The following is a 24,209-nucleotide window of genomic DNA, read 5'->3' on the forward strand; positions in this document are numbered from 1 at the left end:
TACGCGCTAGACTGTTGGTCTTTCTGCCCTTTTTCGCCCCAGACTCATGTCCGAGCACACCCCCGCCAGCCCCGAGACCCCCGCCGACAGCCACGAAAAGCGCGATTTCATCCGCCAGATCGTGCGCGAGGACCTGGCCAGCGGAAAGCACCAGGCGATCAAGACCCGCTTCCCGCCCGAGCCGAACGGCTACCTGCACATCGGCCATGCCAAGTCGATCTGCCTGAACTTCGGCATCGCCGGTGAGTTCAGCGGCGTCTGCAACCTGCGTTTCGACGACACCAACCCGGCCAAGGAAGACCCGGAGTACGTGGCCGCGATCCAGGATGATGTGCGCTGGCTGGGCTTCAGCTGGAACGAGCTGCGCCACGCCTCGGACTACTTCCAGGCCTATTACCTGGCCGCCGAGAAGCTGATCGAACAGGGCAAGGCCTACGTCTGCGACCTGTCGGCCGAGGAAGTGCGCGCCTACCGCGGCACCCTGACCGAGCCGGGCCGTCCGTCGCCGTGGCGCGACCGCAGCGTCGAGGAAAACCTCGACCTGTTCCGCCGCATGCGCGCCGGTGAATTCCCGGATGGCGCGCGCACCCTGCGTGCGAAGATCGACATGGCCAGCGGCAACATCAACCTGCGCGATCCGGCGCTGTACCGCATCAAGCACGTCGAGCACCAGAACACCGGCAACGCGTGGCCGATCTACCCGATGTACGACTTCGCCCACGCACTGGGCGATTCCATCGAGGGCATCACCCACTCGCTGTGCACGCTGGAATTCGAAGACCACCGCCCGCTGTACGACTGGTGCGTGGACAACGTCGATTTCGCCCATGACGACGCGCTGACCCAGCCGCTGGTCGACGCCGGCCTGCCGCGCGAAGCAGCCAAGCCGCGCCAGATCGAGTTCTCCCGCCTGAACATCAACTACACGGTGATGAGCAAGCGCAAGCTGATGGCGCTGGTCACCGAACAGCTCGTGGACGGCTGGGAGGACCCGCGCATGCCGACCCTGCAGGGCCTGCGTCGCCGTGGTTACACCCCGGCCGCGATGCGCCTGTTCGCCGAGCGCGTGGGCATCAGCAAGCAGAATTCGCTGATCGATTTCAGCGTGCTGGAAGGCGCGCTGCGCGAAGACCTGGACAGCGCCGCACCGCGCCGCATGGCGGTGGTCGATCCGGTCAAGCTGGTGCTGACCAACCTGCCGGAAGGCCACGAAGAACAGCTGACCTTCAGCAACCACCCGAAGGACGAGAGCTTCGGCAGCCGCGAAGTACCGTTCGCACGTGAAGTGTGGATCGACCGCGAGGACTTCGCCGAAGTGCCGCCGAAGGGCTGGAAGCGCCTGATCCCGGGTGGCGAAGTGCGCCTGCGCGGCGCCGGCATCATCCGCTGCGATGAAGTGATCAAGGATGCCGACGGCACCATCACCGAGCTGCGCGGCTGGCTGGATCCGGAATCGCGTCCGGGCATGGAAGGCGCCAACCGCAAGGTCAAGGGCACCATCCACTGGGTCAGCGCCGTGCACGGCGTGCCGGCCGAGATCCGCCTGTACGACCGCCTGTTCTCGGTGCCGAACCCGGACGACGAATCGGAAGGCAAGACCTACCGTGATTACCTCAATCCGGAATCGCGCCGCACCGTCACCGGTTATGTCGAGCCGGCCGCAGCCAGCGCCGCCCCGGAGCAGTCGTTCCAGTTCGAGCGTACCGGCTACTTCGTTGCCGACCGCCGCGACCACACCGAGGCCAAGCCGGTGTTCAACCGCAGCGTGACCCTGCGCGACACCTGGTCGGCCTGAGGACCTGCGCGGGCGCCGGCATGGCGCCCGCACGACCGCGACGATGATCACCGCCCCGTCCGCCCTGCTCTGGTTCATCTCGCAGCATCCGCTGCTGACGTTCTTTGCAGCAATGGTGCTGGCCGGGCTGGTCTCGTGGTGGCGGCGTTCGCCGGTCTACGCCATCGTGGTGTTTCCGCTGGCGATGCTCAACATCTTCCTCGGCAGCTTCCTCAACGCCACTTTCCTCAATGCGGTGGGCGAGCGCGGTGAAGCGGTGATCGTCAAGGCCGAGGAAACCAATTCCACGCTCAACGAACAGTACATCTGGCGTTACGAAGCGGTGTTGCGCACCGCCGAGGGCCGCGACGTGGAGGTGGTGTTCCATACCAACACCGCCTCGCTGTGGCCGCTGGAGAACGCCATCCGCATCCCGGCGCGCGACCAGCCGTTCGTGGTGAAGTACACGCCGGGCTTCCCGCGCAACTTCGTCATCCTCACCAACGAATCGCCGCACGGCATCGCGCAGGCCCGTGCCAGCGCGCGCGAGCGGGTGGAGGTGGCGGCGCGCAAGCTGCACTTCAGCCCGGGCAACGCCGACTTCCGTGCGGACTATCGCCGTGAACTGGATACCTGGCTGCGTGATCATGGCAACGATCCGCAGCAGCAGTCCGACGCACTGCGATATCGCGCAGAACGCGAAGCGCTCGATCACTAGCACCAGGCCCGGCCTGGATGCTCCACCCGATCCATCCACAGGCCTGACATGACCACGACGTCCACCGCCCTCCTCCCGCTGCTGCAGCAGGTCCTGCAGGACGCCGGCATCGCCAGCCGCGTCGACGGCGGCGCGCTGCTGCTGGACAGCGGCCTGCGCCTGACCCCGCACGCGATGGCGGCACACGCGCGCGACAACGGTGGCTGGCAGACCTCCACGGTCATCGAGGTGCAGCACACCACTCTGTTCGCCGATGGCCTGTTCGAGTACCAGCACGCCAACGGTGCCGATGAGCAGGCGTCGCTGCAGTCCGGCTTCCAGACCTGGGTGCGGGTGGACCTGGCGACCCTGCAGACCGCGATCGGCGCCAAAGATGCCCAGGGCCTGCCGATGATGGGCCTGACCTATCCGGCCAGCGACGACGGCGAGGAACACGAACGCACCGTGGTGCTGGGGCCGCTGGCGCACTACCGCGCGCAGGAGGTGGATGCCTCCACCTGCAGCGAGGACGACCACGGTTCCTGCCCCTGCTGTCTGTTCACCAGGAGCATGGATGCCTTCGACGACCTGCTGAAGGCGCGCCAGTTCCTCGCCATCCGCCTGTTCGCCTCGCGCGATGCCGACGGCCTGTGCGAGGCCGATTGCCGGGTCAATGGCCACGACTTTGCCGCTGCCCTGCCCCTGCTGCGCGCCTACGCGGCCAGCTGGCCGCAGGCCGGGCTGGAATTCCGCAAGCAGTACGTGGTGATCCGCACCGGCTCACCCGGCTGACCCGCGCCCACACCCGATACAGGCCGGTGCGGCTACACTGCGCGCCGGTTTCCCCAAGCAACCGCACTTTTCCCATCCCACACGAGGCACCCCCGCGATGCTGTACGCGCAAGTCCACCTGACCCTTCCCGCCTGGATCCACGACCAGATCGACCTGGATCGTCGATATCCGGGCGATGAGGCCAAGGTCGCGCTGGCGATCGAGCTGTCGCGGCTCAACGTCGAGCACGCCAGTGGCGGTCCGTTCGGCGCCGTGGTGTTCGGCCCGGACGACAACGTGATCGCTGCCGGCGTGAACCGGGTGATGCCGCACGCGACCTCGCTGGCGCACGCCGAGAACATGGCCTACATGCTGGCCCAGCAACGCCTGCAGACGCCGCGCCTGAACGCGGTGCTGTCGCCGGTCACCCTCGCCACCAGTTCGCAGCCATGCTGCCAGTGCTACGGCGCCACCGTGTGGGCCGGCATCGACCGCCTGTTGATCGGCGCCAACTCGGCCGACGTCGAGGAACTGACTCCGTTCGACGAAGGCCCGCTGCCGGCGGACTGGGTCGGCGAGCTCAACAAGCGTGGCATCGAAGTCGTGCAGGGCCTGAACCGCGACGCCGCGCGCAGCGTGCTGCGTGCCTATGGGGAAAGCGATGGCGCCCGTTACTGAAACCGGCATCGGCCTGCTGTGCCTGTGCCGGCAGGGATTCGAGCCCGAGCTGGCCGGCGAGCTGCAGTTCCGCGCCGGTGAAGCCGGTTTCGCCGGCTACGCGCGCACCCAGCGCAATGATGGCTACGTGCTGTTCATGTGCGACGAAGCCGCCGCGCTGGCGCCGCGCCTGCGCTGGCGCGAGCTGATCTTCGCGCGGCAGAAGCTGGTGGTGCTGGCCGAACTGCCGCAGCTGGACCCGGCCGACCGCATCACCCCGATGCTGGAGGTGCTGGCCGATGCGCCGCGCTTCGGCGACCTGTGGGTGGAGCACCCGGATTCGGATGCCGGCAAGCCGTTGTCCGGGCTCGCCCGCGCCTTCGGCAATGCGCTGCGCCCGGCGCTGCGCAAGGCCGGCAAGCTGACCGACAAGCCGAACACCCGCCTGCCGCGCCTGCACGTGGTATTCGTCGACGGCACCCACGCCTTTGTCTGCGTGGCCGACCCGGCCGACAGCGCTCCATGGGCACTGGGCATCCCGCGCCTGAAGCTGCTGCCCGAAGCGCCTTCGCGTTCGGCGCTGAAGCTGGACGAAGCGTTGCTGACCCTTCTGACGCCGGAGGAACGTGAGGCGCTGGCCAAACCCGGCATGCGCGCGGCTGACCTCGGCGCCGCACCGGGCGGCTGGACCTGGGTACTGACGCGCCAGCACATGCACGTGCTGAGCATCGATAACGGCCCGTTGCGCCAGCACGTGCTGGACACTGGACTGGTCGAGCACCTGCGCGCCGATGGCTTCCACTGGCATCCGGAACAACCGCTGGACTGGATGGTCTGCGACATGGTCGAGCAGCCGCGCCGCGTCGCCGAACGCATGGCCACCTGGTTCCGCGAAGGCTGGTGCCGGCACGCGATCTTCAACCTGAAGCTGCCGATGAAGAAGCGCTGGGATGAAACCCGGCTGTGCCTGGACCTGTTCCAGGACCAGGCCGGCAAGCCACTGGTGGTGCGCGCCAAGCAGCTCTATCACGATCGTGAAGAGATCACCGTACTGGCTTCGCCGCTGCGCTGATGCGCGATGTCCGCCGGGCATGGCCCGGCGCTACCGGGAACAAGACTGCATGCACTTTCGACTGATTCCACTCCTGCTGGCCCTGCTGCCGGCGGCTGCGTCGGCGCAGGTGGCCCTACCCCAACCGGCACAGAGCGCACCGCTGCGCGATGACAGCGGCGTGGTCCGCCAGCAGTCACTGGCCAGTGGCCGGGTGACCGGCAGCGTCGACATCGCCGTGCCGCTGGGCGAAACGCCGGTGACGGTGCGCTCGGTCAGCCCGGCCAGCGTGGTCGGGCAGTACCGCATCCACTTCGCTGCGCTAGACGTGGACGGCGATGGTTTCATCAGCCGCGACGAGGCACAGGCCAACCCGGCGCTGGGCGATGAGTTCACCTCGCTGGACGAGAAGCATCGCGGCAAGCTGGACCGCACCGACCTGGCCGGCTGGCTGATCGACTGATCCGAGTCACGCGTGCCAACCAAGGTTGGCGACTACCGCGCTACGCGCTCGCCGGGCATGGCCCGGCGCTACCCGCTCAGACGCCGGCGGCGCGCTTCCAGAACGCCTGCACCAGCGGCGGCCATTTGCCGACACAGCCCAGCGCGCGTCCACGGGCCAGGGTCAGGTGCATTTCGTCGTTGGAGAACAGGCGGTTGATCGCGTCGAAGCTGTAGGCGGCGATCTGGTTGTCACTGCGCCGTTCGCGCGCCCAGCGTTGCAGGCGCTGCGGCGACAGGCGTGGCTGCCCGCGGCGTTCGGCCGACGGCGCCAGCCACTGCTGCAGGGCGGCGACATCGCGCAGGCCAAGGTTCACGCCCTGCCCGGCCAGCGGATGCACCACATGTGCCGCATCGCCCAGCGCCAGCACGCGGCCGGCGACGTAATGACGGGCGAGCTGGCGCCGCAGCGGGAAGGCCGCACGCGGTGACGCCAGCCGCAGCTCACCCAGGCGCGCCGCGAAGGCGCGGGTCAGTTCGCGGTTGAACGCCTCTTCGTCCAACGCCAGCACGCGAGCCGCTTCGTTTTCGGGCAGGGTCCAGACGATCGAACTGCGGCGCTCGGCCACCGGCAGCAACGCCAGCGGTCCGGTCGGCAGGAAGCGCTGCCAGGCCGTGGCCTGGTTCGGCAGCTCACTGTCCACATAGGCCACCACGCCACGCTGGTGGTAGTCATGGCGCTCGATCTCGATCCCGGCCAGCTGGCGCAGGGTCGATTCGGCGCCGTCGGCGGCCACGGCCAGCGCCGCTTCCAAGCGGCGCCCGTCATCCAGCCGCAGGCGCACGCCGTCCTCGTCCTGCTCCAGCGCTTCCACCCGTGCGGGGCAATGCAGCTGCACGCCAGCGGCCGGCAGCGCCGACCACAGGCGATCCTGCAGCAGGCCGTTCTCGACGATGTAGCCCAGCTCACGCCGACCGAAGCGGTCAGCGTCGAACAACAGATCCTCGCCACCGGCCGCATCCCACACCTGCATGCGCCGGTAGGGCCACGCGCGGGCCTGCGCGATGGCCGGCCACACCCCCAGGCGGTTCAACAGCTGCACGTTGTCGGCGGCAAAGGCGAACACCCGCAGGTCTGGCTGCGCGGCCTGCCACGGTGCCGGTTCACGGCCCTCCACCAGCGCAACCGACAAGCCGGCATCGGCCAGCGCCAGCGCACAGGCGGCACCGACCACGCCGCCACCAACAATGGCGACGTCCAGGCGCGTGCGCCGGCTCATGCAGCTTCTCCACGGCATAGGCGCGGCACTTCACCGCGGAAGCCCATCGCACCACCGACCAGCATCGACTGCACCGAGGCGCGTTGTGCGGCCACCAGGCCGAGGCTGCGCAGCGGCCGCATCAGCGGTGCCGGATTGCTGGTCAGGCGTGCCAGGCCACCCGAGAACGCCACCGTCTGCCGTCGGTCTTCCTCGCGGCGCGCGACATAGGCCTGCAGCAGCGCATCGCTGCCGGCATCCTCATGTGCATCCTCCAGCAACTCGGCCAGGGTCAGCGCATCGCGCAGGCCCAGGTTGAAGCCCTGCGCACCCAGCGGATGGATGGTCTGCGCGGCATTGCCGAGCAGCACTGTGCGTTCACCGGCCAGCGCGCGCGCCAGCACCTGGATGAGCGGGTAAGCGCTGCGCGGACCGGATTCAAGCAGGCGGCCGGCACGCCAGCCGATCGCATCCTGCAGCCGCTGCAGCCAGGCCGCGTCGTCCAGCGCCATCACCGCATCGGCCTGGTCGCGTGCCACGCCATGCACGACGCCGAAGTGGCGGTCACCCCGCGGCAGCAGCGCGGTCGGACCGGTATCGGTGAAGCGCTCCCAGGCCGTGCCGTCCGGCGCGCGCTGGCTGCGCACGCGCGCCACGAACAGGGTCTGCTGGAAATCATGGCGGTCGACCTCGATGCCCAGCGCATCGCGCACGCCGCTGTTCGTGCCATCGGCACCGACCACCAAGCGTGCCAGCAGCACGCGCTCGCCGGCCGCGTCGGCCACCCGTACCTGGCGGTAGCCGTCAACCACCTCGCCCAGCCCCAGGAACCGCATCGGGCGGTAACGGTGCAGCCGCGGCAGCTCCTGCAGGCGTGCCTCCAGCGCCTGGCCGAAGTCACGGGCGACCACCACCTGGCCGAACCACGGCCGGTCGTAATCGGCTGCTTCCAGCTGCACACGGCCGAAATCGCCGGCGCGGCTGACATGGATGCGGCGGATCGGGCCCGGCGCCATCGCCAGTTTCTGCATCACCCCCAGCGCGGTCAGCGCGTTGACGGTGGCGGCGGCGAAGCTGAGGTTGCGCTGGTCGAACACCGCCGGCAACTCGCCGGCCGGGCTTGCCTCGAGCAGGCCCACGTCGCGGCCGAGGCGGTCCAGGGCAATGGCCAGGCTGGCGCCGACCAGGCCACCACCGACGATCAGCACGTCATGTCGTTCACTCATGCGTTCATGATACGCGCTCGCCCCGTCTGTACGCCGAACGGCCGGCTCTGCGCCAAGTCGCGCGGCGGGCTAGAATGAAACCTGAATCCGCTCCGGGCCCGCCACCATGTCCGACACTGCCAACCGCGCCTTCGTCCTGTCCGTGCTCGTTCTGGTGCTGGCAGCGACCCGGGTCAACCACTTCGCGGCCATCCCCGATGCCTCGTGGGCGGTGTTCTTCATCGGCGGCTTTTACCTTGCGCGCTGGACGCGCTGGGCGTTCCCGCTGCTGATGGTGTTCGCGGTGCTGGTGGACTGGATCGTGATCCGCAGCAGCGGCCTGGACTTCTGGCAGCACTACTGCGTGTCGCCGGGCTACTGGATGCTGCTGCCAGCCTATTTCTCGCTGTGGGCCGGTGGCATGCTGCTGGGCCGCAACTACCAGAGCGCGCGCTGGCCGGTGCTGGCCAAGGGCGCGCTGCTGCTGGTCGCCTCGGTGGCGGTCTGCCACCTGCTGGCGCAGGGCGGTTTCTACTGGACCACCCGCAACGTGGCCGAGCCGACCCTGGCCGGCTGGGCGCAGAACTATGCACAGTGGTTCGGCCCCTACCTGCGCACCACGGCCATCTACGTGGCGCTGGCCGCCGCGCTGCAGCTGGCCGTGGAGCAGGTGCTGAAGCTCCAGCAGGCCCGCCGCGACATCCGGCACTGAGCCGCGCCATGGGTCATCGCCTCTCGCGCATCTACACCCGCACCGGCGACGACGGCAGTACCGGCCTTGGTGACGGCCAGCGCGTCGCCAAGGATGACGCCCGCGTGGCGTCCTACGGCACCGTCGACGAGGCCAACGCCGCGCTCGGCCTGCTGCTTGCGGCACCGCTGCCGGAGGACGTACGCGCGCTGGTCGTACACCTGCAGCACCAGTTGTTCGACCTCGGTGCCGAGCTGTGCATCCCCGGCCATGCGGCGATCCACGCCGCTGATGTCTCGGCGCTGGAGCAGCAGCTGGACCATTACAACGCCAGCCTGCCGATGCTGAAGGAGTTCATCCTGCCGGCCGGGGGCGAGGCCGCTGCACGCTGCCACCTGGCCCGTACCATCGTCCGCCGCGCCGAGCGCGAGACCGTCACCCTGGCCCGCCTTGAGCCCGTGCGCAGCGAAGCGCTGCAGTACCTCAACCGGCTGTCGGACCTGCTGTTCGTGCTGGCCCGGGTCCTGGCCCGTGCCGACGGCCAGGGCGAGGCGCTGTGGCAGCCACAGCAGCGCCAGCGCTGAGTCGGCACGATGCTGGTCTACACCCATCCGTCCTGCCTGCTGCACGCCCCCGGCCCCGGCCACCCGGAGTGCCCGCAACGCCTGCAGCATGTCCTGGATGCCCTGCATGCCGCGTTCCCCGGCCAGCTGGACTGGCGCGAGGCGCCGCCGGCCAAGTTCGGCGAGCTGACCCGGGTCCACGACAGCGCCCTGCTGGACTTCGTGCTGCAGCCGCAGACCGTGCCGCTGCGCCAGCTGGACATGGACACCTGGACCTCGCCCGGCTCGGCCAGTGCCGCCGTGCATGCCGCTGGCGCCGGCGTGGCGGCGGTCGATGCGGTGATGCTGGGCGAGGACCCGCTGGCCTTCTGCGCGGTGCGTCCGCCCGGCCACCATGCCACCAGCAGCACGGCGATGGGCTTCTGCCTGCTCAACAACATCGCCATCGCCGCCGCCTATGCCCGTGACCGGCATGGCCTGGAGCGGATCGCGGTGGTCGATTTCGACGTGCACCACGGCAATGGCACCCAGGACATCTTCCAGCACGATGCCCGGGTCTCGTACTACAGCACCCACCAGGCCGGCCTGTTCCCCAATTCCGGCCTGCGCCGCGACCGGGGCGCCGGCAACCTGATGAACATCCTGCTGCCCCCCGGCAGTGGCGGCTTCCGCTTCCGCAACGTCTGGGCCGACGAAATGCTGCCGGCCATCGACGACTTCCGTCCGCAGCTGCTGCTGATCTCGGCCGGCTTCGACGCCCACCTGCGTGACCCGCAGGCGGACCTGATGCTGGAGACCGACGATTTCGCCTGGATCACCCGTGAACTGCACGCGCTGGCACGGCGCCATGCGGCCGGCCGGGTGGTCTCGATGCTGGAGGGCGGCTACGACCTGCAGGCGCTGGCCGAGTGCAGCGTGGCCCATGTCCAGGCCCTGATCTCGGCGGCCAGCGGTGGCACGTCTGGATGAACCCGAACCGGCGGCCACCGGCGCCCTTCATTGCCCCTATGCAAGGGATGGGGCAAGCTACCGTCCGTTTTCGCCCGAATCCGAACCGCGTGCGCCGAGCCCTCCGCCTGCTTCCCCTGCCTCTGAGCATCGCCATCAGCCTGCCGGCGATGGCCGATGAAAAGCCGCTCAACTGGGGCCTGTGCCCGGCTACCGATGTCATCCCCGCGTTCACCGACGCCCCGACCCCGGTCCCCGCCCAGGACAAGGCCAGCGCCGCTGCCGCGCGCGAACAGCAGCCCACTGACATCGAGGGTGACCAGCTGCTGGGCACCACCACCGTGCCGCAGTACGAAGGCAACGTGGCGCTGCGCCGCGGCGACCAGTTCGTCGGCACCGACAAGCTCAGCTTCGACACCGAGACCGGCAACTACATCGCCGACGGCAATGTCCGCTACCAGGACTCCTCGATCCGCATGGTCGCCAAGCGCGCCGAGGGCAACCAGGAAAGCGACACCCACAAGATCAGCGACATCAAGTACCAGCTGGTGTCGCGCCGTGGCAACGGCGATGCCGAGTCGGTGGACCTGCAGGGCGCGGTCGGCCAGATGCACCGCTCCACCTACACCACCTGCGACCCCTCGCAGCCGGTGTGGAAGCTGTCGGCGCCGCAGATCGAAGTGGACAACGACGAGGGCTTCGGTACCGCCCGCAACGCCGTGCTGCGCATCGGCAAGGTGCCGGTACTGTGGGCGCCGTACTTCAAGTTCCCGATCAATGACCGCCGCAAGACCGGCCTGCTGTTCCCGCAGCTGGGCATGTCCGGCCGCAACGGTTTCGACTACGCGCAGCCGATCTACTTCAATCTGGCGCCGAACTACGACGATACGCTGACCCCGCGCTACATGAGCCGGCGCGGCCTGCTGCTCGACAACGAGTTCCGCTACCTCTACAACGGCGGCCGCGGCGAACTGCTCACCGCGTTCATCCCCAACGACAAACTGCGCGACCGCGACCGCGGCCGGGTGATGTTCAGCGGCTACCACAACGTGGACAGCCACTGGCAGGCACGCGCCAACCTGGCCTGGGTCAGCGACGAGCGCTATGTCGAAGACTTCGCCAACCGCCTGGTCGGCGTGACCGCCTCGAACCTGCAGAGCACCGTGGGCCTGTACGGCACCGGCAACAACTGGACGGCCGGCATCATGGCCGACCGCTGGCAGCTGACCGACTACACCCTCAACGAGAGCGCGCTGCCCTACAACCGCCAGCCGCGCCTGTACTTCAACTGGGACAAGCCGGTCCTGCCGTGGCTGGAAACCGGCATCTACGCCGAAGCGGTGCGCTTCACCCACGACGACATCAACTTCAAGTACGGCCCGGAAGCCGGCGAGGACCTGCAGTACACGCGCAACGGCCAGACCCAGCGCATGTACGGTGGTTCGCGCCTGGATGTGAAGCCGTACGTGTCGTTCCCGATCAGCGGCGCGGCCTGGTACATCACCCCCACCCTGGCCTACCGCTACACCGGTTACGAGCTGGACCGCGGGCTGGCCGATGCCACCCGCAGGAGCATCCTGGTTTCGCAGGGCATCGACCCGGCCACGGCCACGCCCGAGCAGCTGCGCGGCAATACCTCGCCCAGCCGCAGCCTGCCGATCGGCAGCATCGACGCCGGCCTGTTCTTCGACCGCGAGACCAGCATCGGCGGAAAGTCCTTCCTGCAGACGCTGGAACCGCGCCTGTTCTACCTGCGCACGCCGTACCGCAACCAGGACGAGCTGCCGATCTTCGATACCCGTGACTTCACCTTCAGCTGGGGCCAGCTGTTCCGCGATTCGCGCTACACCGGCGCCGACCGCCAGAACGACGCCAACCAGCTGACCCTGGCGCTGGGCACCCGTTTCATCGACCAGACCACCGGCAAGGAACGCTTCTCGGCCTCGATCGGCCAGATCCAGTACTTCGATGAGTCGCGGGTGACCGTCACCCCCGGCGGCGAGCCGGTGGAGAAGGGCAAGTCGGCCTGGATCGCCGACGGCAACTACATGATCAACGACCGCTGGACCCTGGGCGCCACCTACCAGTGGGACCCGAAGTACAAGCGCGAGGATCTGGCCAGCGTCCGTGCCCGCTACCTGATGCCCAACGACGGCGTGGTCAACCTGAGCTACCGCTACCGCATCAATGCCGGCGCCGCGCCGGGCGCCAACAAGCATGACCGCACCCTGCTGGAGCAGGCCGACCTGTCGTTCCTGTACCCGCTGAATGCGCGCTGGAGCCTGGTGGGCCGTTATTACTACTCGCTGCAGGACAAGGAACCGCTGGAAATCATCGCCGGCGTGCAGTGGGACAGCTGCTGCCTGGCCGTGCGCGCGGTTGCCCGCCGCTACGTCCGCAACCGCGAAGGCGAGATGAACAATGCCATCCAGGTCGAGTTCGTCCTGAAGGGCCTGAGCTCCATCGGCCAGGACACGGACCGCACCCTGCGCCGTGCTATCCTCGGCTACAACCGCGACGACCTCTATCTCGTGCCGCCCAGCAACACCGGGGCGACCCGGGATGACTACGATCCGAATCTGATCCCATGACCAAGCGCTTCCCCGTTCTACTCGCCTCGCTGCTGGCGGTGTCCAGCGTGTCCGCCCCCCTGCAGGTGCTTGCCCAGGAGGCGCAGCCGCTCGACCGCATCGCCGCCGTCGTCGATGAGGAAGTGATCCTGCAGAGCGAACTCCAGCGTGCGATCGCCAACATCAAGGCGCAGTACGCCGGCCGCGAGAACCAGCTGCCGCCGGAAGACGTGCTCAGCCGCCAGGTGCTCGAGCGCCTGGTGCTGGTCAAGCTGCAGGTGGCCCGTGCCCAGGGCAGCGGCATCCGTGTCGGCGACCAGGAGCTGAACCAGGCGATGAATGCCATCGCCCAGCAGAATGGTTCGACCCTGGACGCACTGCGCCAGCGCCTGGCCCATGACGGCATCGATTTCAACGATTTCCGCGCCTCGGTGCGTGACGAGATCACCGTGCAGCGCCTGCGCCAGAGCTTCGCGCAGAGCCGCATCAGCGTCAGCGAGGGTGAAGTCGACGCCGCGCTGAAGCAGCAGGCGACGGTAGGCAACCAGTACCACCTGGCGCACATCCTGATCGCCCTGCCCGACGGTGCCAACGCCGACCAGATCGCCACCGGCCAGAAGAAGGCCGACGGCGTGAAGGCCTTGCTGGACAAGGGCGAGCTGGACTTCAATGCAGCCGCGGTGCGCTATTCGGACAGCCCCAACGCGCTGGAAGGCGGCGACCTGGGCTGGCGCAGCCTGGACGAGATTCCGCAGGCGTTCGCGCAGATGATGGAAAAGATGAAGCCCGGTGAAGTGGTCGGCCCGATCCGCGGCCCCAGCGGCTTCCAGCTGCTGAAGCTGGTGGACGTGCGCGACGCCAGCGCCAGTGCTGGCACCCACACCGTCACCGAGTACCACGGCCGCCACATCCTGGTGCGCGTGGATGACCACCAGACCGACGCGGCCGCCAAGGCCAAGATCGATACCCTGCGTGCCCGCATCGCTGGTGGCGCGGACTTCGAGACCGTGGCCAAGGAGTCCTCCGAGGACAACAACAGCAAGGGCCAGGGCGGCGATCTGGGCTGGTTCCCGGCTGACGCGTTCGGTCCGGCGTTCGGCCAGCAGGTGTCCGGCATCCAGGATGGTGGCGTCAGCCAGCCGTTCCGTACCGATGCCGGCTGGCACATCGTGCAGCGCGTGGCCACCCGCCAGACCGACGTGACCAGCGACAACCAGCGCGCCCAGGTCCGCGAGACCATCGGCCGCCGCAAGCTGGAAGACGAGTACAACCGCTTCCTGCAGGAACTGCGTGGCGAAGCCTACGTCAGCTTCCGCAGTGGCGACCGCGCGGAAAATACCGCCACCCCGCCGCAGTCCTGACCGATGCGCCCCGAGCTCGCTCTGGTACCGGGCGAGCCCGCCGGGATCGGCCCGGAGCTGTGTGTCCGCCTGGTCCAGCAGCCGCGTGAAGACTGCCGGCTGCTGGCCTTCGCCGACCCGGATACCCTGCGCGCGGCCGCCGCCGCGCTGAACCTGCCCCTGCAACTGCTGCCCGAGGACGCCGAAGCACGCGTCCCCGGTGACCTGCGCCTGCGCGTGGTGGCCAATGCTGCCCCGAGCCGCTTCGGCCAGGCCGACCCGGCCAATGCGCCGGCCGTCATCGGCGCCCTGCTTGGCGCTGGCCAGGCCTGCCTGTCCGGTGAACTGCACGGCGTGGTGACCGGCCCGGTGCACAAGGCGGTCATCAACGACGGCGGCATCGCCTACAGCGGAACCACCGAACTGCTGGCCGACCAGGCCGGGGTAAAGGTGGTGATGATGCTGGCCAATGACATCGTGCGCGTGGCCCTGGCCACCACCCACATGCCGTTGCGCGCGGTGGCCGACACGATCACCGCGCCCGGCCTGGAACACACCCTGCGCACCGTGCACGCCGCGCTGCGCCGCGAGTTCGGCCTGCCGGCGCCACGCATCGCCGTGCTCGGCCTGAACCCGCACGCCGGCGAAGACGGCCATCTGGGCCGCGAAGAACTGGACCTGATCATTCCCCTGATGCTGCGCCTGCGCGCAGAGGGCATGGACCTGGTCGGCCCGCTGCCGGCCGATACCGCGTTCCTGCCAGCCAAGCTGGCCGGCTTCGACACCGTGCTGGCGATGTACCACGACCAGGGCCTGCCGGTGCTGAAGTACTCGGGCTTCGAGCAGGCGGTGAACCTGACCCTGGGCCTGCCCTACCCGCGCGTGGCGGTGGACCATGGCACCGCGCTGGACCTGGCCGGCCGCGGCATCGCCGATCCTTCCAGCCTGCAGGCGGCAACGACGTTGTGTGCGCAGCTTGCGCGGCAACGTACACTGAGCGCATGAATTTCCCGCATTCCCCCTCCGGCCCGGTGTTCACCGCACCGGCCAAGAAGCAGCTTGGCCAGCATTTCCTGGCCGACCGCCACTACATCGACAAGATCGTGATGGCGGTCAACCCGAAAGATGGCGATCGGCTGGTCGAGATCGGCCCCGGCCAGGGCGCGATCACCCTGCCGCTGCTGCGCGTGCACCCGAAGCTGACGGTGATCGAGTTCGACCGTGACCTGATCGCGCCGCTGACCGCCGCCGCCGAACCGCTGGGCGAGCTGACCATCGTCCACCGCGACGTGCTGCGCGTGGACTTCACCGAGCTGGCCGATGGCCAGCCGATCCGCCTGGTCGGCAACCTGCCCTACAACATCTCCTCGCCGATCCTGTTCCATGCGCTGGAGCACGCCGCGGTGATCCGCGACATGCACTTCATGCTGCAGAAGGAAGTGGTCGACCGCATGGCCGCCGGCCCTGGCAGCAAGGTCTACGGCCGCCTGAGCGTGATGCTGCAGGCCTACTGCCAGGTGACCTCGCTGTTCGTGGTGCCGCCGGGCGCGTTCCGTCCGCCGCCGAAGGTCGATTCGGCCGTGGTGCGGCTGGTGCCGCGCGACCCGGCCACGGTCAGCATCAACGATCACAGGCGCTTCGCCGAGGTGGTCAAGGCCGCCTTCGGGCAGCGCCGCAAGACCCTGCGCAATGCGCTCAACAACGTCGTGACGGCCGAGCAGTTCGTGGCCGCCGGCGTGCGCCCCGATGCCCGCGCCGAACAGCTGGATGTGGCTGAATTCATCGCTTTGGCCAATGCCTCCTGATTACACTGCCGGTATGGAAGACGCTGACGTTTACGCCATCTCCGTCGAAGTCGCACCGCGCTTCCTCGACGATCAATCCACCCCGGAAGACGGTCGCTACGCGTTCGCCTATACGATCCGCATCCACAACCAGGGGCGCGTGGCCGCGCGCCTGGTGGCGCGTCACTGGCGCATCACCGATGCCAATGGCCGCGTCGAGCATGTCGATGGCGACGGGGTGATCGGCGAGCAGCCGCGCCTGCGTCCCGGTGAAGACTTCCGTTACACGTCCGGTGTCATGCTGGGGACCGATCACGGGACCATGCAGGGCCACTACGACATGGTCGCCGACGACGGTACCGAATTTGCCGCGCCGGTCGCACCTTTCGTGCTGGCCATCCCGCGTACCCTGCACTGACACGGAGGCCGAACGATGAGTGTGTGGGCGATCGGCGACCTGCAGGGCTGCTATGACATCACCCAGCGGCTGCTGGAGAAGATCCGTTTCGACCCGGCACAGGACACCCTGTGGTTCTGCGGCGACCTGGTCAACCGCGGCGGGCAATCGCTGGAAACCCTTCGCTTGGTGCATTCGCTGCGCGAGCACAGCGTGGTGGTACTGGGCAACCATGATCTTTCGCTGCTGGCCGTGGGTGCGCGCACCGAAGAGGAACAGCGCAAGGTCAACCCGGACCTGCTGCGCATCGTGCAGGCCGAGGACCGCGACGAACTGCTGGACTGGCTGCGCCTGCAGAAGCTGGTGCATGTGGATCGCGAGCTGGGCTGGATGATGGTGCACGCCGGCCTGGCACCGAAGTGGACCACGCAGATGGCCGAGAAGCATGCGGCCGAAGTCGAGGCACAGCTGCACGGCGCCGGCTACCGCAAGCTGTTCCGCAACATGTACGGCGACAAGCCGAGCTGGGCGCCCAATCTGTCCGGCTACGACCGCTCGCGCGCAATCATCAACGTGCTCACCCGCATGCGCTACTGCACCCCGCGCGGGCGCATCGGCATCGAGGACAAGGGCACGCCGGGCACGCAGGAACAGGGGCTGTACCCGTGGTTCGAAGTGCCGGGCCGGGTCGAGCGTGACCTGAAGGTCGTCTGCGGCCACTGGTCGGCGCTGGGCCTGACCATCACCCAGGGCGTGCACGCCATCGACACCGGTGCGGTGTGGGGCGGCAAGCTCACGGCGATCCAGCTCGATACCGATGAACTGCGCGTGGTGCAGGTGCCGGGCCGCGATGTACCGGCACCGGTCCCGAACGCCCGTCCGCCGGCGCGACCGGCGCACGAGCGCCCCGCCGCAGCGGCGCAGGGCAAGGAACAGGGCAGTGGCAACGCCCCCGCAACCAACCCGGGCAATCGTGGCCCGCGTCGTCGCCGCCGTCGTGGTGGTGGCGGGGGTGGTGGGGGTGGCTCCGCCGGACCCAACAACAACGGCACAGCGCCACAGGCATGACGCGGCTTCGCCGGGCACCATGGACGGTGCTGCTGCTGACGCTGGCCCTGGCCAGCGGCTGCCAGCCCGGTTCGGCCCCCGCGCCGACGGTCGCGGAAAATGCCGACCACACCCCATCATCGCAACCGCAGCCGCCTTCGCCGCCGCTGGTGGCCGCGGCACGTGCGCAGATCGGCGTCACCACCCGCTACGATCCGGCCTACCGGGTGCTGGCCTACCCCGGCGGCGACGTTCCCGTGGACCGTGGTGTCTGCACCGACGTGGTGGTGCGCGCGCTGCGCAGCCTGGACGTGGACCTGCAGGCCCGCGTGCATGAGGACATGCGCGGCAACTTCAGTGCCTATCCGGCGATCTGGGGCCTGTCACGACCGGACCGCAACATCGATCATCGCCGCGTACCGAACCTGATGCGCTGGTTCGAACGGCAGGGCTGGCAGCAGCCGATCACAGCCGCCGCCGCCAACTACGCGGCCGGCGACATCGTCGCCTGGAAGCTCAACGGCAACGGCCTGCTGCATATCGGCATCGTCTCTGACCGGCGTCTGGCCAATGGCACGCCGCTGGTGCTGCACAACATCGCGCGCGGCACGCGCGAAGAGAACCTGCTGTTCCAGCACACCATCATCGGGCACTACCGGATGCCGTAGGCAATCCTGTAGAGCCGAGCCATGCTCGGCTACGGGATGTGTCCGGCAACAGCAGCCGAGCATGGCTCGGCTCTACAGGAAACCATCTTCAGCGGCGCACGTAGTGCACGAACCGGAACGCATACGCGTGGCGCGCATCGGCCGGGTGCGGCTCGCTGCTCACTTCCTGCCACACCGCGGCATCCACCTCAGGGAAATGGGTATCGGCAGGGACTTCGGCATCCACCCAGGTCAGGTACAGGTCACTGGCCTGGTCGAGCAGCTGTCGGAAGATCTCGCCGCCGCCGATGATGCACAGTTCACTGGCACCTTCGCCTTCGGCAATCGCCCTGGCTTCCTCCAGCGACGCCACCGCGCGCATGCCCTCGAACGGCACCTGGCCGCTGCGGGTCAGCACCAGGTTGGTCCGCCCCGGCAGCACGCGGCCGATCGACTCGGCCGTCTTGCGCCCCATCAGGATCGGCTTGCCCAGGGTGAGCGCCTTGAAGTGCTTGAAGTCGTCGGGCAGGTGCCAGGGCATGGCGTTGCCCTGGCCGATGCCACGATTGCGGTCCAGCGCCACGATCATCGAAAGCTTCATCGCAGTCACACCGCCACCGGCGCCTTGATGGCCGGATGCGGATCGTAGCCGTCGATGCGGATGTCGTCGAACTGGAAGCCGAACAGGTCGGTCACCTCCGGGTTCAACCACAGCTTGGGCAGCGCGCGCGGTTCGCGCGACAGCTGCTCGCGGGCCTGCTCGAAGTGGTTCGAATACAGGTGCGCATCGCCCAGCGTATGCACGAAGTCGCCCACGCCCAGGCCGGTGGCCTGCGCCACCATGTGGGTCAGCAGCGCGTAGCTGGCAATGTTGAACGGTACGCCGAGGAAGATGTCGCCGCTGCGCTGGTACAGCTGGCAGCTGAGCTTGCCGTCCACCACGTAGAACTGGAACAGGTTGTGGCACGGCATCAACGCCATCTGCGAGAGCTCGCCCACGTTCCAGGCGCTGACCACCAGCCGCCGCGAATCGGGGTTGCGCTTGATTTCATCGACCAGCCACTGCATCTGGTCGATCTCGCGACCATCGGCGGTGGCCCAGCTGCGCCACTGCTTGCCGTAGACCGGGCCGAGGTCGCCGTTCTCGTCGGCCCACTCGTCCCAGATGCGCACCTGATTGTCCTTCAGGTAGCCGATGTTGGTGTCGCCCTTCAGGAACCACAGCAGCTCGTGGATGATCGAGCGCAGGTGCAGCTTCTTGGTGGTGACCAGCGGGAAGCCTTCGTTCAGATCGAAGCGCATCTGCCAGCCGAACACGCTGCGGGTGCCGGTGCCGGTGCGGTCGCTCTTTTCCGCGCCGTGCTCGAGCACGTGCGAGAGCAGGTCCAGGTAGGGCTTCATGCCTTGCCCTCGGTGGCCACCGGCAGCTGCGGCTGCAGCACCGGCGCGCGGCGCGACATCACCAGCAGCACCAGGCCGAAGGCGATCAACGGCACGCACAGGATCTGGCCCTTGGTCAGCCAGCCGAAGGCCACGTAGATGCCGTTGTCAGGCATGCGCACGAACTCCACTGCGAAGCGGAAGATGCCGTACAGCAGCGCGAACAGGCCGCCGACCAGGTAACGGTGGCGCGGCTTGGCCGACACGGCCCACAGCACCACGAACATCACCAGGCCTTCCAGAAAGGCTTCATACAGCTGCGACGGATGACGCGCGAACTGGTTCAGCGCGCCGCTGGCGAACTGCGCCTGCAGGGTTGCATGGTCCAGCTGGTTCAGCGGCGCCGGCAGGCCGGACGGGAACACCACGCCCCACGTGCCGTCGGTGTACTTGCCCCACAGCTCGGCGCCGATGAAGTTGCCGATGCGGCCGAAGCCCAGGCCCAGCGGCACCAGCGGCGCCATGAAATCCATGGTGTCGAAGAAGTGCAGCGCGTGCTTGCGCGACCACCACCAGCAGGCCGCGATCACGCCCAGCAGGCCACCGTGGAAGCTCATGCCGCCATCCCACACCTTGAACAGCAGCAGCGGGTTGTGCAGGAAATCGCCCAGCGCGTAGAACAGCATGTAACCGATGCGTCCGCCCAGCACCACGCCGAGCATGGCGTAGAACAGCAGATCGGAGAAGCCGTTGGCGTCGACGCCCGGCAGGCGACCGGCGGCGATGCGCTTGCGGCCCAGCAGCCAGGCGGCGGTGAAGCCCAGCAGGTACATGATGCCGTACCAATGCACCTTGATCGGCCCCAGCGAGAGGGCGATGGGGTCGATGTCGTGGAAATAGATCATGGAAGGTGCCTTGCGGTTGAACGCCTATTCTCGGGCCAGTGCCGCCCCGGCTCAACCAAGGATCTGCGGCGAGTTCGGCAACGCGTCATCGTTCGACCGCGTCGAGGCCGGAAAGTGCCCTTCCACCAGGCTGGAGACTTCATCGATCGCATCCTGCAGCGCCTCCACCGGGTTGGACCCGCGCAGGCCCTCGCGCAGATGGGTGCAGACCCGCTGCCACTGCGCCGGGCTGACCCGGCCGTGCAGGCCCCGGTCGGCAACGATCTCGATGGCGTGGTCGGCCAGCAGCAGGTAGATCAGCACCCCGTTGTTGTGGGCCGTGTCCCAGGTGCGCAGGCGCGCGAAGGCGTGTTCGGCCGCTTGGCGCGGGGTGACCTTGTGCCACAGCGCGGCCAGTGGCAGGTCCGCTTCCACCGCGAACATCACCTGCCCGCCGTGGCGCTGCTCACCGGCCGCGATGGCCTCGGTGATCGCCTGCAGCGTGGCCGGCGGGAACGCGCGCCGTACCGACGGCGAAAACACATGACGACACAGTCGTTGGATCATCACCAGCCCCCCGAAGCGCCGCCACCGCCGGAGCGGCCACCACCGCCGCCCCAACCGCCGCCACCCCCGAATCCACCACCGCCACCGAAGCCGCCTCCGCCGCCCCAGCTGCCACCGCCCCAGCCGCCGCCACCGGCAAAGCGGCCCGGGTGGCCGGAGAGCATGGCAACGATCAGGCCCACGATGCCCGCCAGGCCACTGGCCAGCACGGTTGAGGTGAACAGGAACGCCGCCACCGCTGCACCGGCACCGCCCAGCACGCCACGCAGCGGCCGCGGCACCCGCGAGAACACACCGCGCAGGATGCTGCCGGCGAACACACCGATGAACAGCGCCAGGAACCAGGTGTCGCCGCCCCCCTCGGGCTCACGGCCACGCTGGCTGCTGACCGGTGCAGGCAGTGCTTCACCCTCGACGATCTTCACCAGCACGGCCGTGGCATCGGTGATGCCGCCGGCGTAGTCGCCGCTGCGGAAGCGCGGCACCAGGTATTCCTGGATGACGCGGTTGGCAATGGCATCGGGAATCGCTCCCTCCAGGCCGTAGCCCGGTTCGATGCGCACGCGCCGGTCGTCCTTGGCCACCACCAGCAGTACGCCGTCATCCACGCCCTTGCGGCCGATCTGCCACTGGTCGAAGACGCGGGTGGTGTACTGCGCGATGTCTTCAGGCTGGGTCGTGGGTACCACCAGCACCTGCAGCTGGCTGCCCTTGCGCTGCTGAAGGTCCAACGCCTGCTGTACCAGCGCCTGCTTCTGCGTGGCATCCAGCGTGCCGGTGGTATCGACCACCGGCGAATCCAGCGCCGGAATCGGCGCCAGCTGCTGCGCCTGCGACGCCAGCGGCAGCCACAGCAGCAGGGCCAGCAGCGCAGTGGCCAGGCGCATGGGTCAGTGACCCGGCTGCGGGGACGGCTGCTGCTGCGGCGCGTTGCCGAAATCGACCGCCGGCGCGTTGGAGATCTGCGCTTCGTTGTCCACGGTGAAGTTCGGCTTGGTCTTGTAGCCGAAGATCTTGGCGGTGATCACCTGCGGGAACGAGCGGATGTAGGTGTTGTAGTCCTGCACCTGCTGGATGTAGCGGCCACGGGCGACGGTGATGCGGTTTTCGGTGCCTTCCAGCTGCGCCTGCAGGTCGCGGAAGTTCTGGTCGGACTTCAGCACCGGGTAGTTCTCGGTGACCACCAGCAGCCGCGACAGCGCGCTGCCGAGTTCACCCTGGGCCTGCTGGAACTGCTTGAGCGAGGCTTCGTCATCAGCGTTGACATTGATCTGGCCGACTCGCGAACGGGCGTTGGTGACTTCGGTCAGCACGCGCTCTTCCTGGCTGGCGAAGCCCTTCACGGTCTGCACCAGGTTGGGCACCAGGTCGGCGCGGCGCTTGTACTGGTTGAGCACTTCCGACCAGCTGGCCTTGACCGCCTCATCCTTCTGCTGGATGGCGTTGTAGCCGCAGCCGGACAACAAGGAGGCCAGCAGCATCAGGGACAGGACACGGGTGAACAGGCGCATGGCGGAGGTTCCGGGTGGGCTTGGCGCCGAGCATGCCACGGTTGGGGTGAAAGACCGGCCATCGGGCGCCGCCCTCCGCGGTGGTTGGCGAGGAAGCGCTATCGGGGTCGGCCGGGAGGGTGGGATGGCTGGGGGGCGCTGCAAGTACATCCATGTAAGCTCGGTCGCGCTTGCTCGTGTGCGCTGTCCTGCGCACACGGCAAGACCGGGGTTGGGCATCCTGCCCAACCCGCCCGTGGCATGCCTCGGGCCCATGGCGCTCACGCCCCCAGCCGACCCACCCTCCCGACCATGGACGGTTTCCTGGCACCGCGGGAAAGATCAAAAAAGAGCAAGAGCAAGAGCAAGAGCAAGAGCAAAAACAAAATCCCATGCTCCAGGCATTCGTGCCGACCAACGGCCGGCACCTACCAAAGCAGAACCAGGGTCAAAGCCCGTTGCGCAGCAACGGGATCCGACCCCGGTCATTGCGGCAGAGCGCAGGAAACTGTCGAAGGCGGGGTGGGTCCGGTTGCGGGGGTGTCCGCGGCATGGATGCCGCGGCCAAGCCCCCATGGAAGGGTTTACGGCGTCCCCCGCCACCGGACCCACCCCGCCATCCCACGGAATGCACGCTGTGGCTGTGGCTGTGGCCTCGGCGGGTGCAGGGCGCAGCCCTGCCGGAAACCCTCCCCTCTCAGCAGGCTTCAGCCACCGCAGTGCGGGGACGCCCCAGCCATGCCAGCAGCAATCCCGCCGCCGCCAGCAGGCCACCCGCCACCGGAATGGCGGCATAGCCCAGGCCCAGGCTGATCACCGCACCGCCCAGCGCCGCACCCAGCGCGTTGCCCAGGTTGAACGCACCCACGTTGATCGACGACGCCAGGCCCGGCGCCTCGCTGGCCGCCTGCATTACCCGGATCTGCAGCGGCGGCACGATGGCGAACGTCGCCGCACCGAACAGCAACACACCCACCGCCGCGGTGGCGTGACTCATGAAGGCCAGCGGCAGCACGAACATCAGCACAGCCAGTGCCGACAGCAGGATGCGGGTGGCACCATCCAGCGACCAGTCGGCCATGCGGCCGCCGATGCCGTTGCCGACGGTGAAGCCGATACCGATCAGCATCAGCGACATCGAGATGAAGCCGTTGGAGGCACCGGTCAGTTCGGTCAGCACCGGCGCTACGTACGTGTACAAGGTGAACATCGCACCCGCGCCGAGCACGGTGGTGCCCATCGCCAGCAGCACCTGCGGCTGCAGGATCGCCCGCATCTCGCGACGCACGTCCGGACGCGCATCCGGCGCCGAGGCCGGCAGCGCCAGGCCCAGCGCGGTGATCGCCACCACGCCCAGTACCGCGGTGCCGGCGAACGACAGGCGCCAGCCCAGCTGCTGGCCCACCCAGGTGGCCAGCGGCACACCGCCGATGTTGGCGATGGTCAGGCCCATGAACATGGTAGCGACGGCCGCCGCTTGCTTGTCCTTCGGCACCAGGCTGGCGGCGACCACCGCGCCGATGCCGAAGAAGGCACCGTGGTTGAGGCTGGTGACCAGCCGTGACAGCAGCAGCAGGCCGTAGTTCGGTGCCAGCGCGGACAACAGGTTGCCCACCACGAAGATCGACATCAGCAGCATCAGCGCGGTGCGCTTGCCGAAGCGTCCCATCAGCAGGGTCATCACCGGCGCGCCCAGCATCACGCCCACGGCGTAGGCGGTGATCAACATGCCGGCGGTGGGGATGCCGACACCCACGCCATCGGCGATGACCGGCAGCAGGCCCATCGGGGCGAATTCAGTGGTGCCGATGGCGAAGGCACCGACGGCAAGGGCCAGCAGGGCGGCTCTGGAGTTCATGGGGGTTCCTGGGGGCGGAAACGGGCAGGTGCGTAGCCTGCGCGCTTTGCCACGGGCGATTAAGCCTCGCCCCGGGAAAACACTGTTGATCCTGGTTCACAAGTGGAGGCCGCAACCCCGCCACAGATGCAAAAACCGCAGCGCCGGTGAGCCGAGCCCATGCTCGGCTGACCGGCAGGAAGCAGCC

General features: G+C 68.3%; 25 protein-coding genes. 16 read left to right on the plus strand and 9 right to left on the minus strand.

Annotated features, from left to right (window positions below; all coding sequences use genetic code 11):
* Positions 1-46: 46 nt before the first annotated feature.
* The 6 genes from AC5P8Z_RS16655 (at position 47) to AC5P8Z_RS16680 (ending at position 5,414) form a co-directional block, all read left to right on the plus strand.
* On the plus strand, positions 47-1,795 hold the full coding sequence (locus tag AC5P8Z_RS16655) for a glutamine--tRNA ligase/YqeY domain fusion protein (protein ID WP_295569284.1): 1,749 nt from the start codon (positions 47-49) through the stop codon (positions 1,793-1,795).
* A 43-nt stretch (positions 1,796-1,838) separates the two neighbouring features.
* Positions 1,839-2,492, plus strand: a complete 654-nt coding sequence (locus tag AC5P8Z_RS16660) for a hypothetical protein (protein ID WP_286071013.1) — start codon at positions 1,839-1,841, stop codon at positions 2,490-2,492.
* 48 nt (positions 2,493-2,540) lie between these two features.
* On the plus strand, positions 2,541-3,263 hold the full coding sequence (locus AC5P8Z_RS16665) for a DUF6348 family protein (protein ID WP_295569286.1): 723 nt from the start codon (positions 2,541-2,543) through the stop codon (positions 3,261-3,263).
* 97 nt (positions 3,264-3,360) lie between these two features.
* Positions 3,361-3,921: a nucleoside deaminase gene (locus tag AC5P8Z_RS16670; protein ID WP_295569287.1), complete on the plus strand. Its 561-nt coding sequence runs from the start codon at positions 3,361-3,363 to the stop codon at positions 3,919-3,921.
* Positions 3,905-4,972 carry a 23S rRNA (cytidine(2498)-2'-O)-methyltransferase RlmM gene (gene rlmM, locus AC5P8Z_RS16675; protein WP_279915049.1) on the plus strand — a complete coding sequence of 356 codons (1,068 nt, stop codon included), beginning with the start codon at positions 3,905-3,907 and terminating at the stop codon, positions 4,970-4,972. The genes AC5P8Z_RS16670 and rlmM overlap by 17 nt, the downstream gene beginning before the upstream one ends.
* A gap of 49 nt (positions 4,973-5,021) precedes the next feature.
* Entirely contained in the window at positions 5,022-5,414 is a 393-nt protein-coding gene (locus AC5P8Z_RS16680) for an EF-hand domain-containing protein (protein ID WP_286071010.1), read from the plus strand.
* Between the two features lie 76 nt (positions 5,415-5,490).
* On the opposite strand, the gene AC5P8Z_RS16685 is transcribed toward AC5P8Z_RS16680, so the two are convergent.
* Together AC5P8Z_RS16685 and ubiH are read right to left on the minus strand one after the other, a co-directional pair.
* Positions 5,491-6,672, minus strand: a complete 1,182-nt coding sequence (locus tag AC5P8Z_RS16685) for a UbiH/UbiF family hydroxylase (protein WP_495229545.1) — start codon at positions 6,670-6,672, stop codon at positions 5,491-5,493.
* Positions 6,669-7,877 carry a 2-octaprenyl-6-methoxyphenyl hydroxylase gene (ubiH, locus tag AC5P8Z_RS16690; RefSeq protein WP_495229546.1) on the minus strand — a complete coding sequence of 403 codons (1,209 nt, stop codon included), beginning with the start codon at positions 7,875-7,877 and terminating at the stop codon, positions 6,669-6,671. Before ubiH ends, AC5P8Z_RS16685 begins: the two co-directional genes overlap by 4 nt.
* A 106-nt stretch (positions 7,878-7,983) precedes the next feature.
* Here ubiH and AC5P8Z_RS16695 point away from each other — a divergent pair, with 106 nt between their 5' ends.
* From AC5P8Z_RS16695 to AC5P8Z_RS16740, 10 genes are all read left to right on the plus strand, one after another.
* Positions 7,984-8,568 carry a hypothetical protein gene (locus AC5P8Z_RS16695; protein WP_286071007.1) on the plus strand — a complete coding sequence of 195 codons (585 nt, stop codon included), beginning with the start codon at positions 7,984-7,986 and terminating at the stop codon, positions 8,566-8,568.
* Positions 8,569-8,576: 8 nt separating this feature from the next.
* Entirely contained in the window at positions 8,577-9,131 is a 555-nt protein-coding gene (locus tag AC5P8Z_RS16700; RefSeq protein WP_295569295.1) for a cob(I)yrinic acid a,c-diamide adenosyltransferase, read from the plus strand.
* Between the two features lie 9 nt (positions 9,132-9,140).
* Positions 9,141-10,079: a histone deacetylase family protein gene (locus AC5P8Z_RS16705; RefSeq protein WP_286071005.1), complete on the plus strand. Its 939-nt coding sequence runs from the start codon at positions 9,141-9,143 to the stop codon at positions 10,077-10,079.
* An 89-nt stretch (positions 10,080-10,168) separates the two neighbouring features.
* Positions 10,169-12,649 (plus strand): LPS-assembly protein LptD, encoded by a 2,481-nt coding sequence (gene lptD, locus AC5P8Z_RS16710; RefSeq protein WP_495229548.1) that lies wholly within the window; start codon positions 10,169-10,171, stop codon positions 12,647-12,649.
* Positions 12,646-13,989, plus strand: coding sequence for a peptidylprolyl isomerase (locus AC5P8Z_RS16715; protein WP_495229549.1), 1,344 nt, complete (start codon positions 12,646-12,648; stop codon positions 13,987-13,989). Before lptD ends, AC5P8Z_RS16715 begins: the two co-directional genes overlap by 4 nt.
* Positions 13,990-13,992: 3 nt before the next feature.
* On the plus strand, positions 13,993-14,973 hold the full coding sequence (gene pdxA / locus AC5P8Z_RS16720; RefSeq protein WP_286071002.1) for a 4-hydroxythreonine-4-phosphate dehydrogenase PdxA: 981 nt from the start codon (positions 13,993-13,995) through the stop codon (positions 14,971-14,973).
* On the plus strand, positions 14,970-15,773 hold the full coding sequence (gene rsmA, locus AC5P8Z_RS16725; RefSeq protein ID WP_495229550.1) for a 16S rRNA (adenine(1518)-N(6)/adenine(1519)-N(6))-dimethyltransferase RsmA: 804 nt from the start codon (positions 14,970-14,972) through the stop codon (positions 15,771-15,773). The genes pdxA and rsmA overlap by 4 nt, the downstream gene beginning before the upstream one ends.
* Before the next feature lie 13 nt (positions 15,774-15,786).
* A complete protein-coding gene (gene apaG, locus AC5P8Z_RS16730) occupies positions 15,787-16,170 on the plus strand; it encodes a Co2+/Mg2+ efflux facilitator ApaG/CorD (RefSeq protein ID WP_286071000.1) in 384 nt (127 codons plus the stop codon).
* A gap of 15 nt (positions 16,171-16,185) precedes the next feature.
* Positions 16,186-17,217, plus strand: a complete 1,032-nt coding sequence (locus AC5P8Z_RS16735) for a symmetrical bis(5'-nucleosyl)-tetraphosphatase (protein ID WP_495229551.1) — start codon at positions 16,186-16,188, stop codon at positions 17,215-17,217.
* Positions 17,214-17,864, plus strand: a complete 651-nt coding sequence (locus tag AC5P8Z_RS16740; protein WP_286070998.1) for a DUF1287 domain-containing protein — start codon at positions 17,214-17,216, stop codon at positions 17,862-17,864. Before AC5P8Z_RS16735 ends, AC5P8Z_RS16740 begins: the two co-directional genes overlap by 4 nt.
* A gap of 88 nt (positions 17,865-17,952) precedes the next feature.
* On the opposite strand, the gene AC5P8Z_RS16745 is transcribed toward AC5P8Z_RS16740, so the two are convergent.
* From AC5P8Z_RS16745 to AC5P8Z_RS16775, 7 genes are all read right to left on the minus strand, one after another.
* A complete protein-coding gene (locus tag AC5P8Z_RS16745) occupies positions 17,953-18,444 on the minus strand; it encodes a dihydrofolate reductase (protein ID WP_495229552.1) in 492 nt (163 codons plus the stop codon).
* 5 nt (positions 18,445-18,449) lie between these two features.
* Positions 18,450-19,244 carry a thymidylate synthase gene (locus AC5P8Z_RS16750; protein ID WP_495229553.1) on the minus strand — a complete coding sequence of 265 codons (795 nt, stop codon included), beginning with the start codon at positions 19,242-19,244 and terminating at the stop codon, positions 18,450-18,452.
* Positions 19,241-20,128: a prolipoprotein diacylglyceryl transferase gene (lgt, locus tag AC5P8Z_RS16755; protein ID WP_495229554.1), complete on the minus strand. Its 888-nt coding sequence runs from the start codon at positions 20,126-20,128 to the stop codon at positions 19,241-19,243. The genes AC5P8Z_RS16750 and lgt overlap by 4 nt, the downstream gene beginning before the upstream one ends.
* Positions 20,129-20,179: 51 nt before the next feature.
* Positions 20,180-20,674 carry a TPM domain-containing protein gene (locus tag AC5P8Z_RS16760; protein ID WP_286070995.1) on the minus strand — a complete coding sequence of 165 codons (495 nt, stop codon included), beginning with the start codon at positions 20,672-20,674 and terminating at the stop codon, positions 20,180-20,182.
* On the minus strand, positions 20,674-21,561 hold the full coding sequence (locus AC5P8Z_RS16765; RefSeq protein ID WP_286070994.1) for a TPM domain-containing protein: 888 nt from the start codon (positions 21,559-21,561) through the stop codon (positions 20,674-20,676). The genes AC5P8Z_RS16760 and AC5P8Z_RS16765 overlap by 1 nt, the downstream gene beginning before the upstream one ends.
* Positions 21,562-21,564: 3 nt before the next feature.
* The gene (locus AC5P8Z_RS16770; protein WP_495229555.1) at positions 21,565-22,185 is read right to left on the minus strand and encodes a LemA family protein; all 621 of its coding nucleotides are present in this window, start codon (positions 22,183-22,185) and stop codon (positions 21,565-21,567) included.
* 676 nt (positions 22,186-22,861) lie between these two features.
* Positions 22,862-24,022, minus strand: a complete 1,161-nt coding sequence (locus AC5P8Z_RS16775) for an MFS transporter (protein ID WP_495229556.1) — start codon at positions 24,020-24,022, stop codon at positions 22,862-22,864.
* Positions 24,023-24,209: the final 187 nt, after the last annotated feature.

The organism is Stenotrophomonas sp. YJH_SMC_17 (genome assembly GCF_059371655.1).

What these genes read in the sequence shown, in the direction of transcription:
- rlmM (WP_279915049.1), top strand. Translation starts at nt 3,905, where the DNA reads ATGGCGCCCGTTACTGAAACCGGCATCGGCCTGCTGTGCCTGTGCCGG.
- AC5P8Z_RS16670 (WP_295569287.1), top strand. Translation starts at nt 3,361, where the DNA reads ATGCTGTACGCGCAAGTCCACCTGACCCTTCCCGCCTGGATCCACGAC.
- AC5P8Z_RS16715 (WP_495229549.1), top strand. Translation starts at nt 12,646, where the DNA reads ATGACCAAGCGCTTCCCCGTTCTACTCGCCTCGCTGCTGGCGGTGTCC.
- AC5P8Z_RS16655 (WP_295569284.1), top strand. Translation starts at nt 47, where the DNA reads ATGTCCGAGCACACCCCCGCCAGCCCCGAGACCCCCGCCGACAGCCAC.
- AC5P8Z_RS16745 (WP_495229552.1), bottom strand. Translation starts at nt 18,444, where the DNA reads ATGAAGCTTTCGATGATCGTGGCGCTGGACCGCAATCGTGGCATCGGC.
- AC5P8Z_RS16685 (WP_495229545.1), bottom strand. Translation starts at nt 6,672, where the DNA reads ATGAGCCGGCGCACGCGCCTGGACGTCGCCATTGTTGGTGGCGGCGTG.
- AC5P8Z_RS16760 (WP_286070995.1), bottom strand. Translation starts at nt 20,674, where the DNA reads ATGATCCAACGACTGTGTCGTCATGTGTTTTCGCCGTCGGTACGGCGC.
- AC5P8Z_RS16775 (WP_495229556.1), bottom strand. Translation starts at nt 24,022, where the DNA reads ATGAACTCCAGAGCCGCCCTGCTGGCCCTTGCCGTCGGTGCCTTCGCC.
- AC5P8Z_RS16770 (WP_495229555.1), bottom strand. Translation starts at nt 22,185, where the DNA reads ATGCGCCTGTTCACCCGTGTCCTGTCCCTGATGCTGCTGGCCTCCTTG.
- apaG (WP_286071000.1), top strand. Translation starts at nt 15,787, where the DNA reads ATGGAAGACGCTGACGTTTACGCCATCTCCGTCGAAGTCGCACCGCGC.
- AC5P8Z_RS16765 (WP_286070994.1), bottom strand. Translation starts at nt 21,561, where the DNA reads ATGCGCCTGGCCACTGCGCTGCTGGCCCTGCTGCTGTGGCTGCCGCTG.
- lgt (WP_495229554.1), bottom strand. Translation starts at nt 20,128, where the DNA reads ATGATCTATTTCCACGACATCGACCCCATCGCCCTCTCGCTGGGGCCG.
- AC5P8Z_RS16660 (WP_286071013.1), top strand. Translation starts at nt 1,839, where the DNA reads ATGATCACCGCCCCGTCCGCCCTGCTCTGGTTCATCTCGCAGCATCCG.
- AC5P8Z_RS16735 (WP_495229551.1), top strand. Translation starts at nt 16,186, where the DNA reads ATGAGTGTGTGGGCGATCGGCGACCTGCAGGGCTGCTATGACATCACC.
- AC5P8Z_RS16700 (WP_295569295.1), top strand. Translation starts at nt 8,577, where the DNA reads ATGGGTCATCGCCTCTCGCGCATCTACACCCGCACCGGCGACGACGGC.
- AC5P8Z_RS16705 (WP_286071005.1), top strand. Translation starts at nt 9,141, where the DNA reads ATGCTGGTCTACACCCATCCGTCCTGCCTGCTGCACGCCCCCGGCCCC.
- ubiH (WP_495229546.1), bottom strand. Translation starts at nt 7,877, where the DNA reads ATGAGTGAACGACATGACGTGCTGATCGTCGGTGGTGGCCTGGTCGGC.
- AC5P8Z_RS16740 (WP_286070998.1), top strand. Translation starts at nt 17,214, where the DNA reads ATGACGCGGCTTCGCCGGGCACCATGGACGGTGCTGCTGCTGACGCTG.
- AC5P8Z_RS16680 (WP_286071010.1), top strand. Translation starts at nt 5,022, where the DNA reads ATGCACTTTCGACTGATTCCACTCCTGCTGGCCCTGCTGCCGGCGGCT.
- AC5P8Z_RS16750 (WP_495229553.1), bottom strand. Translation starts at nt 19,244, where the DNA reads ATGAAGCCCTACCTGGACCTGCTCTCGCACGTGCTCGAGCACGGCGCG.
- AC5P8Z_RS16695 (WP_286071007.1), top strand. Translation starts at nt 7,984, where the DNA reads ATGTCCGACACTGCCAACCGCGCCTTCGTCCTGTCCGTGCTCGTTCTG.
- rsmA (WP_495229550.1), top strand. Translation starts at nt 14,970, where the DNA reads ATGAATTTCCCGCATTCCCCCTCCGGCCCGGTGTTCACCGCACCGGCC.
- AC5P8Z_RS16665 (WP_295569286.1), top strand. Translation starts at nt 2,541, where the DNA reads ATGACCACGACGTCCACCGCCCTCCTCCCGCTGCTGCAGCAGGTCCTG.
- pdxA (WP_286071002.1), top strand. Translation starts at nt 13,993, where the DNA reads ATGCGCCCCGAGCTCGCTCTGGTACCGGGCGAGCCCGCCGGGATCGGC.